Consider the following 19,602-nt stretch of genomic DNA (forward strand, 5'->3'; position numbering starts at 1 on the left):
CATGATTGAGGAATTCCAAGATTCCCTAATCCCCTGAACGCCAATTGCTTTAATCATCCTCCCGTTGATTAAGAAACAGCCAGAATCCCGTGATTCCCACAAGGGCGGCGACGATCAGCACGTAGGTGATATTTTTTGTGTGCAGCATGAATTCCTGAAGTGTATGGATGGTTTCCATGGGCGGCTGTATCCTTTTCAAACGGTTAATGGGCATCGTAGTCCGGGTGTTCATAGAGCACGGGCATGCGGGTAACGATAAAGCGGTAGATCACGATGCCTAAAGTCACGATGAACACACTGATGCCGATTTCCATCCAGTGGGGAAAATAGCGTTCGCTGGCGGGCAGATGCCAATTGAAGGCAATCAGGCAGATATTGAACCGGTTGACGATAACCCCCAATACGGTCCAGGCGGCTGTCCATCGAATCAGGGTCACGTTCTTGTCGCGCACACCCACCGCGTAGAGAAAGGCGGGCAGCGCCACGAACCCAAGCAGTTCCACCAGGTACCAGGCTCCGTAACCGGTGGTCAGATAATGCCACGTGTTGCCGGTACTGATGCCGATGACCTTGATGATGAAGTAGCCGGCCAGCACAAACGCGGCCGCTTTGCCAAACCCCAGGGGTACGGTGTCCTTTTCCGCCAGGTGGGCGGCGTCCATCTTGTGTGAGAAAAAACGATGGGACAGTGAACTTTCGAAGATCACCATGGAGAGCCCGGCGATCACAGCCGTGACGAAAAAGTAGATCGGCAGATACGGTGTGTACCACAACGGATGAAGCTTGGATGGCGCGATGAGGAACAGAGCGCCCAGAGAGGACTGGTGCAGGGTGGACAGCACCACGCCGAAGATGGTCAGCAACAGGGTCAGTCTGACCACCAGGTTGCGTGCGCGCTTGAACCCCAGCCACTCCAGGGCTGCCGGGGAAAATTCGATGAAGAGTACGGTCAGGTAAAGGGCCACGCAGGCGGCCACCTCGAAGAGCAGTGAGGTGGTGCCCCGCTGCATGATGAACGGATAGGGCAGGCGCCAGGGGCGGCCCACATCATAATGCAGGGCCAGGACCACCAGGGCATAGCCCAAAAATCCGGTGAGGATGGCTGGACGAACGGCGGTATGGTAGCGCTTCATGCCGAAGATATACACGGCGGCCGAAGTGACGAACCCACCGGCGGCCAGAGCCACGCCCACCAACAGGTCGAAGCCGATCCAAATGCCCCAGGGATTGTAGTCCGACAGGTTGGTGACCGCGTCCAGCCCCTGGGTAAAGCGCAGGATGGTCAAAACTCCCCCCACCAGCAAAATGGCACCGGCCACGATGTTGAACGGCGAGAAAATCGGTTTGCCGAGGGCGGCTGTATTTTCAGACATAAAGGATTCCTCCTGTAGCGATTCGTTCGGTCCGGCCCAAATCCCGGTTATGCATCTTGATCGTCGCCTGGTGTGGCTTCGGGTTCCTGAACGGCGGCCGAGGTCTCGCCTGCGGTATCGGCCCGGGCCCTGGCCTCGGCTTCAAGGGCTTCTTTGACGGCCTTGTCGACGGCGGCCGTTTTTTCCTGTTTGGCCTTTTGCATGACTGTTTCCAGATCGGCTGCGGCCTGCTTCTCGGCTTCGGCCAGGGCTGCGGCGACTGCCTGGGCCTTCTCCTCGGCGGCGATCTTTTCTTTGCGCTTGCTCATGGCGTAAATGCCAGTGAGCAGCACCGGCCAGAGTCCGACCACCATGGGAACGGCGCCCAGGGCGCCGGCGGTGAGTTCCGGTGCCGGGGTTATCCCCAGATCCATGCGCATGCCAATGGATTCGAAGGGCACGCCGGACAGGTATAACCACGCGGTGCCGCCCATCTCCCGCTCACCGTAAAGATGGTCAACATATTTTTCCGGCCTGTGGATGATGCGCTGCCTGGCGATCTTGACAAGGTCGTCGCGCCGGCCAAACACCAATGCTTCGGTGGGGCAAGATTCCACGCAGCCGGGAAGCTTACCCTCCAGGACACGGGGGTGGCACATGGTGCACTTCATGATCCGGGGTGAAAAAGCGCTGTCATATTCGTAGGTCGGGATCTCGAAGGGGCAGGCCACCATGCAGTAGCGGCAACCCACGCACACCGATGCGTCGTAGACCACCGCACCCTCTTTGGTCTTGGTAAAGGCCTTGACGAAGCAGGCCGAGGCACAGGCCGGCTCCAGGCAATGGTTGCACTGATTTTTTAGAAACACCGGTCCACCGCCGTTGCCCGGGTGCCGGTTCACCACGGTGTAGTTTTTGGATGTGGTGCGGCGGTGGTTTTCTAGAACCGTGAGATCGGTAAAGGGCACTTCCGGTGCTGGCAGACTGTTGACAGCGTTGCAGGCCCCTTCACACCGGCGGCAGCCGATGCACAAGGTGGTATCGTGAAGCACAGCCATCGATTCCGGATAGCCTTTAAAATGGTGCGTGGTTGCGGCAGATGCTTTACGGCCGGCAGCGGCGGTTACGCCGGCTGCGGCGCCGATCCAACCGAGAAATTTTCTCCTGGAAAGTGACATGGTTCACCCTCAAGTTGCGGTTTATGGCCGTAAAGACCCGTCGTATCCTTTGGACTTCTCCACATGGCAGCCATTGCAGTCCCGGGCATCCGGCTTCTCGATGCCCATGGCGTCATGGCAGCCGATGCACTGCTGATGGTAAGCGCCCACCAGTCCGGGCCTGAACGCGTCAGCCCCCTCTATGGCCTCGCCGTGGCAGCTGCTGCACGCGGGCGGCTTTTCTGCTGACGGACTGTTGTGGTGGCACCCCTGACACAAGGTTCCCTTTTCACTGTGGTAGTAGCCGGCCAGCTTGCTGTCCCGGATTTTTTCGATCAGCGTGTTGACAATCTTGCCATGTGGGAAGGCGGCCGGTTCGAACTGATTTGACAGCCGACCGATGGTCACCTTTTCGGGGATCCGATCGGTGGGGAACGTTTGGGTTTCCAGATTGCGCGCCTGCAGCAGGTCCATGGCCACCTCCGCGGTTTCCTGGACATTGGCCGGATTTACATGAGCGGGCAGCGGTGACAGGTGACACGCCCTACAGGACTGATCGCCGGGCCTGTCCGGATTCCCACCTATAAACGTATGGCAGCCGGCACATTGGGGCGCCTTCTGTTTTGCTTTGTGGCAGCCGATGCAGCTGGCTGGGGAGCTCACCTGATGCATGGCCTGGGCAAGCTTGATATTGTCCCCCTCCTGTTTGCCGGCATTGGTATGGCAGCTGCTGCAAGCCTGCAGGCTGGCGTGATGGCAGGCCTTGCAGCTTTCGCTGTAGGCCTCGTGGGATCGGTGATCGAAAGCAACGGAATACATGGCCGTCGCGCGTTCATCAACCGGCTTGGTTTCTTCACCGGTTTTGACAATCACCACGTCAGGCTGGTTGCGCTTGAGCCGGGGTACCTCCTGCAGCACCTCGATCCCCAACTGATAGTCGGCATCGTGGCAACCCACGCAACTGATGGGCCCGGACGGCTGGTTCTTGGCCATGCGGTCCCGGTGACAACCGATGCACTGGAAATGGGAGGCGTCCTTCAGCACCATGGCGTTGTCAACCGGGGTATCCTTGTGGCAATAGACGCAAGCGCCTTCCTTGCCCTTGGCATAGACCAGCTTCTTGGCCTGTTTGTCGTATTCGTGGTGGCAGCTTTCGCATTTTTCCGCGTTGGCCTTAACATGGCGGAAGTGCAGGGATTTACTGAATGCAATGTCCTTCCAGGTTGAGGCGACGGCCGGATTTTCCTGGTGGCACCCCCCGCAGGTCTGAGGGCCGCTCCTTTGGTCTGGACCGGCCAGTTCGCGATGGCAGGCAATGCAGTTGAGGTGGTAGGTGTCGGTCACCGCCTGCCGGTCGGTATCGACCAGGCGCTTGAATTTGGGCGACAGGCGTCCTTTTTCGTCGGCCAGGTGGCAGGTGCTGCAGTCTCGATTGATCCGGGCCAGGGCTTCGGTGTGACGGCTGTGGAAAAAGGCCACGGGTGGCCGTTCCAGCGGCCCCATGCCTTTCATGGCATCAATGACGATCAGGTCAGCGCCGCTTTTAAGGGGGCCGTCAACCGTCGGTTCCATCCCGACGGCACCTGCGGCAAACAGAAAAACCATGACCAGGGTCAGCACCACACCGCCTGTCTTGAAATGAACTGTTCCTTTCCGCATCGTTGACATCCTTAGGGTATGCAGTTCTACGGTACGGACGGAAAACCCGTCCTCATTGCTCACCCGGCCGTCCGGCATCATCATCCCGGTCGATCAGGTCTTTAAAAGAAGTTTGATCATATATGTTGAAGGCCGCCTGTTTTACCCGGATCCACATGGATGAGAAGGCGCAGCGGCCATCAAAGGGGCAGCTGGTCTTGGAAACGCAGGCAATGCAGTCGGGTACCGGCAGCGCCCGGTTGAGAAACCGCAGCACATCGCCCACCGACACCTGATCCGGCGGTTTGACAAGAAAGTACCCGCCATAAAAGCCACGTTTGGAATCAACGATGCCACTAGCCTTGAGTTGATTGAGAATGACTTCCAGAAAGCGCAGGGGTATGGACTGGGCAGCGGCGATATCAGAGATTTTCACCGGCCCCTGGTCCATGTGTTTGGCCAGTTCGAAAATGGCGCGCAGCGCGTACTGGTTTTTTTTAGGGGGCACCAGCATGCAGAATCATTTTCCTGGGTTTAGGGAGCGGGATCTTTCTTGACTTAATACATCAAGTACTTTCCTGACCTTAATAGTCGGGTATTATATTGAATGTCAATTAATTTTTCAATTTTTTTAAATGGATTGGAAAAGTTTTTAATAACAGATGGATATAAATTTATCAGTTGGGTTTCGATTAACGCAGGCGAGTCGTTTTTAGGGCGAATGCCCGTTATTGTTTTGCAACGACATTGCAATTTTCCGGCAAAAGGGTTATTTTCAACGGCACTACCAACCTGGCGCAACAGTCGATGGCAGTGCCTGAGGACGTTTGAAGACTTCTGCACTGCCGGGTGTACAGACGGGGAACCGAAGCACCAATGCTGGTCACACAAAAAAAACAGTACGCCCTGCGTGCAATTTTCCAATTGGCTCAACATCCGGGCGATGATCCATTGAAGACCTCAGACATCGCCGCTGCCCAGTCCATACCCCTGCGCTTTCTGGAGGTCATCATGGGTCAGTTGACCCGGGCGGGATTGGTGGAATCCAAGCGCGGCTATGCCGGTGGCTATACCCTCATTCGGGCACCGGACCAGATTCGTGTAGGAGACATATTCCGGGCGCTGGACAAGCAAGACAATGTTGAAGCGTGCATGGCCTGTGCTGCCAAAGGCAATTGCCCCTTTTTGGGAGCATGTGCCTTCATGGGGTTGTGGAATCAGGCCCAGGACGCCATGGATGCGGTGTATGATCGAACTTCCATCCAGATGCTGCTGGAAAAATGGAGCGAAATGACCGGCAGCAGCCACCGGTGACCGCGGTGACCGGCAGTCGGTTCAGGTGATGTGCGCGGCTTTGGCAGGCAGCGTTATCGTAAAGCAGGAACCCTCACCCGGCTGTGATGTCACTTCTATGGTCCCGTTGTGCCGGTGGACGATCGTTCGGGTCAGCATAAGCCCGATGCCGGTACCCCGGTCGCCCTTGGTGGTAAAAAACCGCTGGAACAGGCGTGATTTTGTGTGTTTGTCCATACCGCAGCAGGTATCACTCACCTGGTAAATCACCTTTCCCGCCTTCGATTGGCTGACAGAAATGGTAATGCGCTGGCCCCTTTCGTCGGGATCGGTGTCAATGCATGCATCGATTGCATTGGTGATCAAATTCAAGAGACACTGGTGAATGCCGGCGGGATCGAGTTGGGCCGGTGAAAGCGCCGGTTCAACCTTCAGCATCAGATCCACCCCGTGCTCCCTGGCGCGGGCGCTCATCAGGTCGACGACCTCGCGGGCAGGCATATCAGGATCAACCAGCCGATATTCCAGGCGGTCGGTTTTGGCAAAGTTCAACAGGTCCAGGGACAGGGTCTTAATCCGGTCAACGTTGCCTTTCACCAGCGCCCATCCCTGTTTCAGATATCCGGCGTCCTCCAGTTCGATGCCCTTTTCCAGGACGAACACCCCGCCGTCCAGACCGCCGGCGATATTTTTGATGGTATGGGAAAGCCCCGCCACCGTTTCTCCTACCGCGGCCAGGCGTTCCGCCTCGATCAACTGGCGGGATTTTTCCTCCACCAGGCGTTCCAGGTTTTGCGTGTAGGCCCTTAATTGAGAACGCATCGCCATGCGTTCACCGGCGCGTTGCAGGGCAACCGTCAAGGCCTCTTCGGAAATGGGTTTGGTTATGAAATCGGTTGCCTGGAACTTGAGACTCTCCACAGCAAGGTCCATGTCTCCGTGCCCGGTGAGCATGATTACCTCTGTATCCGGGTAGCGCTTCTTAATAATCTTGAGCAGATCGATGCCGTCCATGCCCGGCATCTTGATATCGGTGAGGGTGATGGGCGGACGGACCGCTTCGATTATCTCCAGGGCATTGGCTGCATTCTCCGCCGTATGCACCGTGTATCCCAGATCGGCCAGGGAAATGCCAAGCACCTTGCGGATGCCTGCCTCGTCGTCCACCAGCAGGATGTCGCCAGTCATCAGTTCTCTTTCACCAAGGGAAAATGCAGGTTAAAGCACGACCCGCCTCCCGGATTTTCGGTCACATCGATTCTACCGCCACACTCCTTGACGATGCCATAACTGATCGAGAGCCCCAGACCGGTTCCCTTGCCCACCTTCTTGGTGGTAAAAAACGGCTCAAATATTTTGCCCCGGATCGTTTCCGGGACCCCGGTTCCCGTGTCGCACACCGCCAGGGTGGTCGTTTTGGCATCACGGCGGGTGGCCAGGAGAATTTTGCGGGGCAGCGTGCTTTCATGCGGTTGGTCCGATTTTTCTTCGATGGCGTCCCGGGCATTGATGAGCAGGTTGATGATTACCTGCTCCAGGCGGCTGGGGTTGCCCATGACCAACGGCAGGTCCGGATCCATCTGCCATTCCACTTCAATGCCGCGCACCTTGAGTTGCTGGCTGAAAATCTCGAAAGCCCTTTCGAGCACTTCGTTAAGCAGAACCGGTTCCAGGTTGGGGTCCGATTTCCTGCCGAACTGGCGCATGTGGTTGATGATTTTGGTGGCTCGCTCCACATGGCTGTCGATCTCCTCCGACATGGTCATCAGGATCTCATCTCGGATAGGCTCCTTCTTCCTGAGTTTGCGCATGAAAAAATTGCTGGCGGTCTTGATCACGGCCAGGGGCTGGTTCAATTCGTGGGCAACTCCGGTGGCCATCTCGCCGAGGGTGGCCATTTTGCTGGCCTGAATCAGCTGCTGCTCCGCTTCCAGCCGCTTGGTTACATCGCTGATGGTTACCAGCAGCACCCGCTGACCGGTGTATTCAGACGGGGAGATGCGGACATCTACATAGAGCAGCCGGCCATCGGCGCCAAGATGACGCACCTGGTTCAGGAACGCCGTTGTGGCCATGCGAAAGGCCATGGTCTCACGCTCATCGGGCTCAAACAGATCGAGAAAACAGGTGCCGATCACCCGGTTCCTTTCCAAACCGTAGACAGCCTGGACGCTCCGGTTGCAATCTAGAACCTCCAGGCTGCGGATCTCTAACACAAACACCGGGTTGGGGATGTTGTTGAAGATGGCGTGATATTTGTTTTCTGAAAGCTCCAGCTTTTCTTCCAGTTGTTTGCGTTCGGAAATATCCAGGTTCATTTCCATGGCCGCAACGATTTGGCCGGTTTCATCCCGGATGGGGGTGGTGCGCACAATCCAATGCTTGATGCTGCCGTCCTTGTCCACACCGGTCTCTTCACTATAGTGGGAGCGGCCATCGGCAAAGGTGTCCTCAACCGGACAAACGACACATTTTTGGGTGCGCCCCTTGTAGGCATGATAGCAGTAGTCCCCGGGTTTGGGAGAGAACTTGTCGGCAAATTCCCGGTTGTAGCTTAAAAGGCGATAGTTTCGGTCCTGGACGGTTATCAGGCAGGGTACCATTTCAAACAGGTTCTGAAACTGGTCGCGCTGCTTGTTGAGTTCGCTCTGCTTGCTGTCGATGGCCTTTCCCATTTGGTTGATGGCCTTGGCCAGCTGTCCCATTTCATCGGCCTGGTTGATTTCAACGGGCGTCCCAAAAATTCCCATTTCGATGAGGTGGGTGCCGTCAATGAGTTTTTTGATGGGATGTTTCACGAAGCGATAAATGAAGAACAACATCATGGCCGATGTAGCCAGAAAAATGAAGGCAGCCAATGCAACCAGGTTTCTTTCGTAGCGCGCCAACTCCAGATACGTTTCTTCCAGCGACACGACCAGGTCGATGGCGCCAAGTACTTTTTTGTCCGGCGGATGAACGTGACAGGCATCGGTGGCGCAGCCGGCTTCGTTGTATACCGGGCTGATGATGCCCATCAGTCGGTCGCCGCTGTTCGATCGGAAGGTGCGCACCGTGTCGTCGGGTGTTATCTGATTCGCCGGTGGATCGCTGCGATGGCAGATATAACAGGCCTCGTTTTTGATGTTGGTGACTGTGTCGATCTCATTATCGTGATTGGAAAACTTGATTTCCCCCTGCTTGTTGTAGATGCGAATGCTGACAATGTCGTGCTGTTTGGATATGTTGGAAATGATCTGCTTGATGTCGTCCCGGGAGTTGAGCATCATGGCGTAATGGGTGCCCAGTCGGATGGTGTTGCTCAGCCGCTGAGTGCCGGCGGTAATGTTGTCCATCATCTTTTTCTGCATGTATCTGAAATTGAAAAAACCCCACACGGCGATGGATACAAGCAACAGCCAGCCGACGCTGATCAGAAGCTTGAGCAGCAGGCTTTTGTTGATCATGGCTTTAAATGACTGCATGAAATTCTTCCGTTGGGGTTGTCGGCACACAGCGATTGGTCAAGGTGTCCCAAGCACCCGAAGACGATATCTGAAAAGCCTTTCCGGGTCAACATGGCTGAAGCATCACCACCGACCGTATGGTTTGAGGGCGCATCGTTGGATGGTCGAGGTCGGAAATTTAAGTTTCGCATACCTATTTCGTAAATCCAATCGGAAAAATAAATTCATTCATTCACATACTGTATGAAATTCAGCTTTTATTCTTGACATTAATCACTCTTATTCTCTATTGTTTTTCGACCGTGTGGGCGGGGACCCACCGAGGAGGCTGCCTGTCTTTATCCGGTGATCGTTCCCGGCAACGGGATATCCGCTAAAATCCTCGGCACAGATGAAACCAGAGTACTGAATCGCCATGTTGCGTTGTTTCGCATTTATTTTTTAACAACCGGCAAAAGGAGGCCACATGACCAATCCCTACCAAGCGGCATTTGAGCAGTCGATCAAGGATCCGAACGGATTTTGGGGCCAGGCGGCAGAGGACTGCCACTGGTACAAGCGTTGGGACAAGGTGCTGGATGACAGCAACAAACCTTTTTACCGCTGGTTTACCGGTGGACAGATCAACACCTGTCACAATGCGCTGGACTATCACATCGAGCAGGGGCGGGGAGAGCAGCTGGCCCTGATCTACGACAGTCCTGTGACGGACACGATCAGAAGGTACACCTACCGCCAGCTGCGTGACGAAGTGGCCCGATTTGCGGGAGTGCTGGTGGCCCAGGGGGTGGAAAAGGGCGACCGGGTGTTGATTTACATGCCCATGATCGCTGAAGCGGCCATGGCCATGCTGGCCTGTGCGCGCATTGGGGCGGTGCACTCGGTGGTGTTCGGCGGGTTTGCGGCCAAGGAGCTGGCCACACGCATCAACGACGCCAAACCCAAGGTGATCGTGACCGCGTCGTGCGGTATCGAAGTGAAGAAGGTGATCGCCTACAAGCCTTTGCTGGACAAGGCCATCGAAATGAGCACGAGCAAACCGGGCACGTGCATCATTTTTCAGCGGCCCATGGAGAAGGCTTCCATGATCGCCGGGCGGGATGTGGACTGGGCCGAGGCCATGGCGTCGGCGGCGCCAGTGGACTGCGTGCCGGTGGCGGCGACGGATCCTTTGTACATTTTGTACACCTCGGGGACGACGGGCCAGCCCAAGGGGGTGGTTCGCGACAACGGCGGCCATGTGGTGTCGCTGAAGTGGACCATGAAGAACATCTACAACGTCGATGCGGGGGATGTATACTGGGCGGCGTCGGACGTGGGCTGGGTGGTGGGTCACAGCTATATTGTTTACGGCCCGCTTTTCAAGGGCTGCACCACGATTCTGTTCGAAGGCAAGCCGGTGGGCACGCCGGACGCGGGGGTGTTCTGGCGGGTGATCGCCGATCACAAGGTCAAGGCGATGTTCACGGCGCCGACGGCCTTCCGGGCGATCAAGCGCGAGGATCCCAAGGCAGAGCTGATGAAGAAGTACGACCTGTCGAACTTCAAGGCGCTGTTTCTGGCGGGCGAGCGTCTGGACCCCAACACGCTGCACTGGGCCGAGGAGGCGCTGAAGGTGCCGGTGGTGGACCACTGGTGGCAGACGGAGACAGGCTGGGCGATCTGCGCCAACTGCATGGGTCTGCACGTGTTTCCGGTCAAGGAGGGGTCGCCGACCAAGCCTGCGCCGGGCTGGAATCTGCAGGTGGTGGACGACGGCAACAAGCCGGTGGCACCGGGTGAGATCGGCGCGCTGGTGGTGAAACTGCCGCTGCCTCCGGGGGCACTGCCGACCTTGTGGCAGAACGATGACCGCTACGTGGAGTCCTACCTGGAAGAGTTTCCTGGGTATTACAAGACGGCCGACGCGGGCTACATCGATGCGGACGGGTATGCCTACGTGATGAGCCGCACGGACGACATTATCAACGTGGCCGGGCACCGGCTTTCGACGGGGGCCATGGAGGAGGTGCTGTCCGACCATCCGGATGTGGCCGAGTGCGCGGTGCTGGGGGTGGATGACGACCTAAAGGGCCAAGTGCCGGTGGGTTTTGTGGTGCTCAAGGCCGGGGTGAACAAGGCCCAAGGGGAGATCGTCAAAGAGGTGATCCAGATGGTGCGCGACCGGATCGGGCCGGTGGCGGCGTTCAAGACGGCCACGGTGGTCAAACGTCTGCCCAAGACGCGATCGGGCAAGATCCTGCGGGGCACGATCCAGAAGATCGCCGACAACAAGGCGTACAATGTGCCGGCCACGATCGACGATCCGACCATCCTGACCGAGATGGAAGCCGCCCTCAAGGACATCGGCTATGCCGGCGCCAGGAAGTCCTGATTGTCAACCGTCGGCAACTGATCGATAAAGCCGGAAAACCAAACGCCGGGCGCTTCGCTGAACCAGAAGCCCCGGCGTTTTTTATCCGTGAAATTAGACAATGGGTGCACGCAACCGATCTCGAAGAAGAGATGGTTTGCGAGCCTGCGGACATCCTGAAGCCTGGAGGCAGAGGGGGCTGGGGTTGACCTGGATCGGTTCGACTGCTACGATTTCCATGCTGAGAGGATTCTCTTCAGGCCTCTATTCCCAAGTGTCCGGTTTCTGGTCGAATAGCCACAACACCGTCCCGTCCCTGACTTTTGGCCTGGTAAAGGGCTTTGTCGGCCAAGGCAACCAACTGCTTGCCGGTGATTTCGACTCCGGTCGGCCGGGATGCGACGCCAATGCTGATCGTGATCTGAAGAATCAGGTCATCGTAGGTGAATGCATGGTGCTTGACCCGTTTACGGAACCGTTCGCACAGGGAAATCGCTTTGTCTATGGATGTGTCGGGTAAAATCACGGCGAATTCTTCTCCGCCATAACGACAGCCCACATCGTATTTGCGAATGCTGTCGTTCAAAAGCCGCCCGAACTCCTGGAGTACCCGGTCCCCGCACAAGTGGCCATGGGTGTCGTTGACATGTTTGAATAGATCCAGGTCGATCATGCACAGGGTCAGTCCGTGACCATATCGCTGGGCGCCGGAGATCTCCCGCTCCAGTGCTTCCCCAAAATGGCGCCGGTTAAACATGCCGGTCAATTCGTCGCGGACAGACATCTCTGCCAGCTTCTCCTGGGCCATGCGCATCTCCCGTTTCAACCCAGCTTTTTCCAGGGCATTGGCGATGATGCGCAGCAAGGCCTTGCTGCTGATCTTGTCCTTTGGCAGATAGTCGTAGGCTCCGGCCTGGATGATCCGGGAGGCGATCAACTCGTCCCCCTGACCGGTGATAACCACCACCGGGGTCTCGATCCCTTGGCTGACAACCGCTTCAAGAAAGTCCAGTCCGGTACCGTCGGGGAGCAGATAGTCCAGGAAAATGAGATCAAAGCGTCCTTTCTCCAGGCAGCGGAATGCTTCTTTAAGGGATTTAACCCGGGTCATTTTCAATTGCTGGTGATCCCGCAGGTTTTTTTTGACTTTGGTGAAATCCTCATCCTTGTCCTCAATGGAGAGGATGGAGACCTTCTGTTCAAGGTTGAGAATGGTTTTCCCACCGGCGTAAGGCTTGGGCTCGTCGTGGCGAAGCGTCTGGATCTTTTTGACGATTTGGGAAATGCGGTTGGCGGCCTCGGAGATTTTATTCACCCGGGCGGCCAGATGCTCCGGAATGTTCCCGTCCATCTCCATCAATTGAACGTTTCCCATCAGGACCATCAGCGGCTGATTCAGTTCGTGGGCGGTAGCGCCGGCCATTTGCAGCAGGACCTTCAGGCGTTCCTCCTCGATGACCGATTGCTGCTGTTCACGGATCTGGCGGTTGACCGCTTCCAACTCGGCAACCGTGCGCCTCAATTCGGCATTGCCCTGTTGAAGCTTTTTGCGCTGCTGAAACAATTCGACGAAGACATTGACCTTGCTTCTCAGTATCAAGGGATCCAAAGGTTTGAACAGATAGTCGACAGCACCCTTCTCGTAGCCGGCAAAGACGTGGGTCTCCTCCTCGCTGATGGCCGTGACGAAAATGATGGGTACATGGCGGGTTTTTTCACTGCCCCGCATCAGTTCCGCCACCTCGAAGCCATCCATGCCCGGCATCTGAACGTCCAGGAGAATCAGGGCGAACGCATGCGCCAGCACCAGTTCCAGGGCCTGGTTGCCGGAGGTGGCAGTGATGATGGTAAGCTCAGGCCGATCAAGGACACCTTCGATAGTCAATAGGTTTTCCGGTCTGTCGTCCACGACCAGAATTTTTATTTTTTCGTCTGCGGGCATGGGCTGTGTCCAGGAGGTTGGTGAGAATGCGATCAATCTCCGGAAAACCGTCAAGTTTGTCAAGACTTTCCTTGGCGGGCTTGCCGGAAAGCACCCTGGCTCACCGGTCTTCCAGAATATGGGCAGCGGCAAATACCGTTTCGCGGCCCTTTAGTTTATTTGCCTGTCGGCGCCAGCAACCCGAGCAGCGGTTTTATTTTCCAAGAAAGGGTTCTTTCGAATCCAGGGCACGCCGCCAGAAGCGTCGTACCAGGCCCCGCAGGTGTTCGAACCGATGGGAATCGACCAGGGCGGATCGCTCCTGCAGATTGAGCCGGTGAACCACTGCCCTGAAAATCAGGTAGGCCTGCCGGAGTCGGTAGGCGGTTTCCCCGTCAATGATACCGGTTTCGGCCAGCGCCTGCAGCAGCCGAACATTGTCTGTCCAGCGGGTAAGCTCCGGGTGGTCCGCTGCGTGCTGCAACACCAGGTATTGGACCAGGAACTCGATATCGACCATGGCACCGAGATCTTCTTTGATATCGAATCGGCCTGGTTGAGCGGAAAGGCGGCTTTCGCGCATGCGGTCACGCATTTCCCTTACGTCCGTCTTCAGGGATTGTGGTTCACGGCGCAGGCAAAGCACCCGGCGCCGCACCTCCCAGAAAGCATCCCGCAGCACCGCATCACCGGTGATGGGCCGGGCCCGGATCAGGGCTTGGTGCTCCCATGTCCAGGCTTCCTCCATCTGGTAGGTCCTGAAGGCCTTCACATGGCTCACCAGCAGTCCGGAGGTGCCGTTGGGGCGCAGTCGCATGTCGGTTTCATAGAGCGTGCCCGCAGCTGTGTGGGTTGAAAGCATATGAACCACGCGTTGACCGAGGCGCGCAAAAAAATGGGTATTGTCGATGGGGCGCCTGCCACCGACGGTTTCCCCGGGATCGGCCGCGTGAATAAAGACAAGGTCCAGATCCGACCCGTATCCCAGTTCAATTCCCCCCAGTTTGCCATAGCCGATGACGGCAAATCCCCGCCGGCAGGATTTTCCGTCCAGTGTGCATGACGGTCGGCCGTGTTTTTCTACCAGATGGTTCCAGGAGATCTCCACCACCTTGTCCAGAATCGTTTCGGCAATCCAGGAGAGATGGTCGCTGACCTTCATCAACGGCAGTACGTTGGTAATGTCCGACGCCGCAACGCGCAGGGTGTTGATCTGGCGGAAAATGCACAAGGCTTCGATCTGATACTCCGGGTCGTCATCGGCAACGGTGGCCATTTGGCGGGCCAGGGCGCTGCGCAAGGCATCGGCGCCCGGGGGGGCATACAGGGTGCGTGGATCCAAAAGCTCGTCCAGCACCACCGGGTGGCGGCTCAAAAAGGCTGCAATCCAGGGACTGGCAGCTGCCAAGCGGATCAAATGGGCCAGAGCCGTGGGATATTCGAGCAGCAGAGAAAGGTAGCTGGTGCGCTGCTGAATGCTTTTAAGCAGCTCCAGGACCCGGTGCAAGACCGTTTGGGGATCGTCGCACCCACTGGCTGCCTCCAGTACGCGCGGGATCAGTCGGTCCAGGCGGCGTTTTCCCGCACTGCTCAGGGCTCGGGTGGCGGGTTCGGATTGAAAGGTCTCCAGAAGGGCGGCGGCGGCATCGCCATCTTGAAACCCCGCCGTCTCAAGCAGACGCTGCCGATCACCGGTCATCGCTGAGAAGGACCAGACCTCGGCCAGGCCGGATGCATCCTGACTGCCGCTCTCCTCGGAATGAACTTCCGGTTCCAACAGGCCGGCAAAATGAGCGCGCACACGGTTTCGATGCCCTTCGAGAACCTGCCGGTAGTCATCCCAGGTGTCGAATCCCATTGACCGGGCCAACTGCAGGCGGGCCAGGGGTTCCGATGGCAGGGCATGGGTCTGTTGGTCGTTCACTTCCTGGAGCCGGTGTTCGGTCTTTCGAAAAAAGCGATACGCTGCGGCAAGTTCACGGCATACCACTTTGGGGACAAACCCCTCCCGGCCCAGGGTGTCCAGAACGGTCTGTATGGAAGGGTTCTGAAGCACCGGAAGGACCCCGCCCCGGATGAGCTGGAACATCTGACCGAAAAATTCGATTTCGCGGATGCCGCCGCTGCCCAGCTTGATGTTGTCATATAGTTTCTTGCGGCGGACTTCGGCGCTGATCTTCTGTTTCATCTCCCGCAGCGACTCGAACACACCGAAATCCAGGTAACGGCGATAGACAAACGGCCGCAGCCGCCTGAGCAGTCTCTGGCCGGCCTGTCGGTCTCCGGCCACGACGTCGGCTTTGATCAGGGCATAGCGCTCCCACTCACGGCCCTGAAACTGGTAATAGTCTTCCATGTGGTCGAAATTCATTACCAGCGGTCCGCCGTCGCCGTATGGACGCAGCCGTGTATCCACCCGAAAGACGAATCCGTCGGTCGTGTTTTCACCGATGGCCTGGATCAGGTGTCTGCACAGCCGGGTAAAAAAGGCTTCGTTGGTCAACGGTCGTCTGCCGCCCCGGGTTTCACCGCTGGCGGGAAAGGTGAAAATCAAGTCTACATCCGAAGAGAAATTGAGCTCACCGGCGCCCAGTTTGCCCATGCCGAGCACCACTAGGCGCTGGCTGTTGCCGGCACCATCTTCGGGCATGCCATCGGTCGCACACATCCGCGCATAAAGCAGGGTCAGGGCCCCGTCGATTGCTGCGGAAGCCAGCGCGGAGAGGTCGGCCATGGTGTCATCCAGATCGCCGATGCCGGCCAGGTCCCGTACGGCGATGCGCACCATTTCCCGTCGCCGGAACACCCGCAGCGCCGCTTTCAGCGGCGTCAGCAGGAGACCCGGGGCGGCGTCCGGATCCGACTCGGCTGCCGATTGGAGCAGCGGTGCCAGCCCCTGGGCCATTTGACCGTCATGATAGGCATGAAACAGATCGTTGCTGGCGACCAGATCCAACGCCATGCGTGGATGACCAATGCAGCTGGTGGAAACGAATTCGCTGAACCGAAAGGCATTTGCCAGGGCCTTTGCACCGGCAGAGGAGGAGGAAAATGCTGGATCGGTGGAGCGGGCCTGGTCACAGAAGGTGGCCCATCGCTCCTGCTGATGCCTGTCAAGGCACTCGATAACGGCGCTGGTCATGATTCTGAAGCTATCCTTTGACCCCGTGGCATAAATCTCATTTTTGCAAGCGGGTGACGGCTCACGCGAACGATCCTTTCTCATTGTGTGGTCTAAAAACCCGGTTGCAGCGTCGAAACCTGACGGGTTGAATCGGATCAAAAAACCATGCACGAACGGTATCAGGTTTCTCGGAATTTGCCAAGATCAGTATTTTTTCGATAGGTTACAGCTTTCCAGAACGGGTATAGTCCAACTGAACAATATTGTAATTTGGGTGCCCAATTTATTTCAAATTTGTAAAAATATACCCGATTTAAAACGGCAGTGTGCGCCATCCGGGCAGGATGCGATTGGATTTCCGTGTGTTTTAAACTATGGTACATATTTTGCTGATTTTGAACCGGGAAAGCGTGTGCATTTCCTGTGTTTTGCCGCGGAGAAGCTTCGATCCGAAAAGCAAGCGCTCCGTTCGCGTCCGGCATCGGCCTGTCAATGCCGGCCTTTTTTACCCTTGGAAGCCAAAGGAGTGTGTCAACCATGTGCCGACTGTTTGCCATGACCAGTGAGACCCCCGTCTCCCCCATGATCGCCATGGAAGCCATGGACGTCATGCGGGAGGGCCACGACGGGTCCGGGGTCGGTTTGTTTTTACGGGATCTGGGAGGACCCTTCGAGGAGATCAAGGAGGCGCCGATCCTCTCCGGTATATTCAGCGAAGCGGGCCTGCGGCGTCTGGATGCATTCATGATGGATATCGGCTTCATGACCAAATACAAGATTACCATCAAGGTGCCCAAGAACCCGCCCCCCGGCGTTCCCAAACGCGACATCTACCTGATCCGCGCCTATGAATATCCCGAAGAGTGGGATGATTATTCCCAGGCGGCGCTCCATGACAAGCTGCTGGAGATTCGCCTCCGGTTGCGGGCCATGGGCGACGAGAAACACGACATGATCGTTTTCTCCTTCTGGCCGGACGTGATCATGATCAAGGAGATCGGCGATCCCCTGCAGGTGGCCCATTACCTGAAGCTGGACCGAAAGGAGCTCCATGCCCGGGTCATCCTGGCCCAGGGAAGGCAGAACACCAACTACGCCATCAACCTGTATGCCTGCCATCCATTTTTCATTCAGGGTTACGCCTCCATGACCAACGGAGAATGCACGGCGTTCACCCCTATCCGCGAATTCCTGCTGTCGCGTAACTTTCCCGGCTACTCGGGCTACCAGAGCGACTCGGAGGTCTTCACACACATCCTGCATTACACCCAGACCCGGCTGGGCCTTGATATTTCGGCCTACAAGCATATCATTACCCCGTTGCAGGATGACGACATCGCGGGGCATCCCGATGCGGAACTGCTCAAACAGCTCAAGCATTCCTGCCGCCGCCTGATCATCGACGGACCCAATTGCGTCATCGGTTGTCTGCCTGACCATAGTCTCTTCATGGTCCAGGACCGCAAGAAACTGCGCCCCGGTGTGGTGGGCGGGCGGCCCGGACGATACGCCTTCTCTTCGGAAATCTGCGGCCTGGATTTCGCGGTTCCTGATCGGGACAAGAGCAAGGATTTTCAACCCATGCATCTGGACACCGTCATTGTCGGACCGGCGCGCCAGGAGGTTAACCTATGCAGCCAAACGCAGCCATTACCCCTTCTACATTAAGCGTGAAGGATCTGCCCTGGCAGATCCTGTGGCACAAGGACAAGTGCACCCTGTGCGGGCGCTGTACGGCCGTATGCCCGGTGAATGCCATCGAACTGGGGGTTTTTCGCATGCGGTGCATCAAGGTGTCTTTGGAGCCCCAGGGCAATCCCTCCAGCAGCTTCGAGGTCTATCACGGTATCCGCCAGAAAACGGACCCGGCCTATGCCTGCGTGGGTTGCGCCACCTGCAGCCTGGTGTGTCCCAACGACGCTATTTTTCCCATGCGTTCGGATGAGGCGGACAAGCTGCGGTTCCATATCAATCGCGGCGGCCAGCCCCGCAGCCGCGGCGGCCGGCGCAACGTACCCGCTGGCATTCTGGACCAGATCAAGTTCATCCGGATTTCCATGCTCACCGACCCGGCCTTGGATGCCGGTCGCCACGAATTTGAGCTGCGGACGCTGCTTGGCCGGGTCCTGCCGCCGGAAAAGAACCTTAAGTTCCTGCGTGAGAACGGATGGCTTCCTCCGGTTAGAGAGATCTATCCCCTGATCATCGGCGGGATGAGCTTCGGCGCCCTCTCTCCCAATATGTGGGAGGGCTTGCAGATGGGGGTGGCTTACCTCAATGAGGAACTAGGCATGCCGGTACGCATGTGTACCGGTGAAGGTGGGTGCCCGCCGCGCCTGTTGCGAAGCCCCTTCCTCAAATACGTGATTTTGCAGATCGCCAGCGGCTATTTCGGCTGGGACGAAATTATTCACGCCATCCCTGACATGGTGGAAGATCCCTGCGCCATCGAGATCAAATACGGCCAGGGGGCCAAACCTGGAGACGGTGGTCTGCTCATGTGGCACAAGGTAAACAAACTCATTGCCGCCATCCGCGGCGTGCCGCCGGGGGTGAGCCTGCCCAGCCCGCCGACCCACCAGACCCAGTATTCCATTGAAGAGTCTGTGGCCAAAATGATCCTATCCATGTACATGGCCTGGGGGTTCAGAGTGCCTGTATATCCAAAAATCTCAGCTACTTCAACGGCAATGGCGGTGCTCAACAACCTCACCCGCAACCCTTATGCCGCCGGTTTGGCCATTGACGGTGAGGACGGAGGCACCGGTGCCGCCTACAACGTCTCCATGGACCATATGGGCCACCCCATCGCCACCAATATCCGCGACAGCTACCTCAACCTGGTGGAAGTGGGCATGCAGAACGAGATTCCGCTTTTCGCCGGAGGTGGCGTGGGAAAAAGGGGCAACCTGGCTGCCAATGCCGCCGCCCTGATCATGCTGGGGGCCAGCGGGGTCCAGACTGGCAAGTACATCATGCAGGCCGCCGCCGGCTGCCTTGGTTCGGAGACCGATCGTTGCAACATATGCAATATCGGCCGCTGCCCCCGGGGCATCACCTCCCAGGACCCGCGCCTGTACCGCCGCCTGGATGTGGAAAAAGTGGCCGAGCGCGTGGTGGATATTTTTCTTGCCTTTGACACGGAGCTTAAAAAGATCATGGCGCCGCTGGGTCGGTCCACGGCCCTGCCCATCGGCATGTCGGACGCGCTGGGCATCAGCGATTTCCAAGCCGCCCGGCGCCTCAGCATCAAGTATGTTGTTTAAATTCACCGCCGACTGGCGATCCACACCTGTAGCTGCGGGTTGCATGAAATGC

The 19,602-nt window shown here is 57.3% G+C and carries 13 protein-coding genes; 4 read left to right on the forward strand and 9 right to left on the reverse strand.

From position 1 onward, the window contains the following. Positions 1 to 49: 49 nt before the first annotated feature. The 5 genes from hmcD to R6V78_RS10425 are packed head-to-tail and all read right to left on the reverse strand — an operon-like array spanning position 50 to position 4,661. Positions 50 to 178, reverse strand: coding sequence for a sulfate respiration complex protein HmcD (gene hmcD / locus R6V78_RS10405; protein ID WP_410289291.1), 129 nt, complete (start codon positions 176 to 178; stop codon positions 50 to 52). Between the two features lie 25 nt (positions 179 to 203). Further along, positions 204 to 1,373, reverse strand: a complete 1,170-nt coding sequence (hmcC, locus tag R6V78_RS10410; RefSeq protein ID WP_410289292.1) for a sulfate respiration complex protein HmcC — start codon at positions 1,371 to 1,373, stop codon at positions 204 to 206. 47 nt (positions 1,374 to 1,420) lie between these two features. Then, positions 1,421 to 2,530, reverse strand: a complete 1,110-nt coding sequence (gene hmcB / locus R6V78_RS10415; RefSeq protein WP_410289293.1) for a sulfate respiration complex iron-sulfur protein HmcB — start codon at positions 2,528 to 2,530, stop codon at positions 1,421 to 1,423. 21 nt (positions 2,531 to 2,551) lie between these two features. Continuing rightward, the gene (gene hmcA, locus R6V78_RS10420; protein WP_410289294.1) at positions 2,552 to 4,168 is read right to left on the reverse strand and encodes a sulfate respiration complex hexadecaheme cytochrome HmcA; all 1,617 of its coding nucleotides are present in this window, start codon (positions 4,166 to 4,168) and stop codon (positions 2,552 to 2,554) included. Positions 4,169 to 4,220: 52 nt separating this feature from the next. After that, positions 4,221 to 4,661, reverse strand: a complete 441-nt coding sequence (locus tag R6V78_RS10425) for an RrF2 family transcriptional regulator (protein WP_410289295.1) — start codon at positions 4,659 to 4,661, stop codon at positions 4,221 to 4,223. Positions 4,662 to 5,023: 362 nt separating this feature from the next. Here R6V78_RS10425 and R6V78_RS10430 point away from each other — a divergent pair, with 362 nt between their 5' ends. Continuing rightward, a complete protein-coding gene (locus tag R6V78_RS10430) occupies positions 5,024 to 5,461 on the forward strand; it encodes an RrF2 family transcriptional regulator (protein ID WP_410289296.1) in 438 nt (145 codons plus the stop codon). Between the two features lie 21 nt (positions 5,462 to 5,482). On the opposite strand, the gene R6V78_RS10435 is transcribed toward R6V78_RS10430, so the two are convergent. Beyond that, complete coding sequence (locus tag R6V78_RS10435; protein WP_410289297.1) at positions 5,483 to 6,628, reverse strand: sensor histidine kinase; 1,146 nt, start codon at positions 6,626 to 6,628, stop codon at positions 5,483 to 5,485. Further along, the gene (locus tag R6V78_RS10440; RefSeq protein ID WP_410289298.1) at positions 6,628 to 8,904 is read right to left on the reverse strand and encodes a PAS domain S-box protein; all 2,277 of its coding nucleotides are present in this window, start codon (positions 8,902 to 8,904) and stop codon (positions 6,628 to 6,630) included. The genes R6V78_RS10435 and R6V78_RS10440 overlap by 1 nt, the downstream gene beginning before the upstream one ends. A 448-nt stretch (positions 8,905 to 9,352) precedes the next feature. On the opposite strand from R6V78_RS10440, the gene R6V78_RS10445 reads away from it, so the two are divergent. Then, positions 9,353 to 11,260: a propionyl-CoA synthetase gene (locus R6V78_RS10445; protein ID WP_410289299.1), complete on the forward strand. Its 1,908-nt coding sequence runs from the start codon at positions 9,353 to 9,355 to the stop codon at positions 11,258 to 11,260. 235 nt (positions 11,261 to 11,495) lie between these two features. On the opposite strand, the gene R6V78_RS10450 is transcribed toward R6V78_RS10445, so the two are convergent. Continuing rightward, complete coding sequence (locus R6V78_RS10450; protein WP_410289300.1) at positions 11,496 to 13,181, reverse strand: diguanylate cyclase; 1,686 nt, start codon at positions 13,179 to 13,181, stop codon at positions 11,496 to 11,498. A 193-nt stretch (positions 13,182 to 13,374) separates the two neighbouring features. Further along, positions 13,375 to 16,302 (reverse strand): bifunctional [glutamate--ammonia ligase]-adenylyl-L-tyrosine phosphorylase/[glutamate--ammonia-ligase] adenylyltransferase, encoded by a 2,928-nt coding sequence (glnE, locus tag R6V78_RS10455; protein ID WP_410289301.1) that lies wholly within the window; start codon positions 16,300 to 16,302, stop codon positions 13,375 to 13,377. 519 nt (positions 16,303 to 16,821) lie between these two features. Here glnE and R6V78_RS10460 point away from each other — a divergent pair. Next, complete coding sequence (locus R6V78_RS10460) at positions 16,822 to 17,952, forward strand: glutamate synthase (protein WP_410289302.1); 1,131 nt, start codon at positions 16,822 to 16,824, stop codon at positions 17,950 to 17,952. Next, the gene (locus R6V78_RS10465; protein WP_410289303.1) at positions 17,916 to 19,550 is read left to right on the forward strand and encodes a glutamate synthase-related protein; all 1,635 of its coding nucleotides are present in this window, start codon (positions 17,916 to 17,918) and stop codon (positions 19,548 to 19,550) included. Before R6V78_RS10460 ends, R6V78_RS10465 begins: the two co-directional genes overlap by 37 nt. Positions 19,551 to 19,602: the final 52 nt, after the last annotated feature.

This window comes from Desulfosarcina sp. (assembly GCF_046496365.1).
GTDB lineage: Bacteria > Desulfobacterota > Desulfobacteria > Desulfobacterales > Desulfosarcinaceae > Desulfosarcina.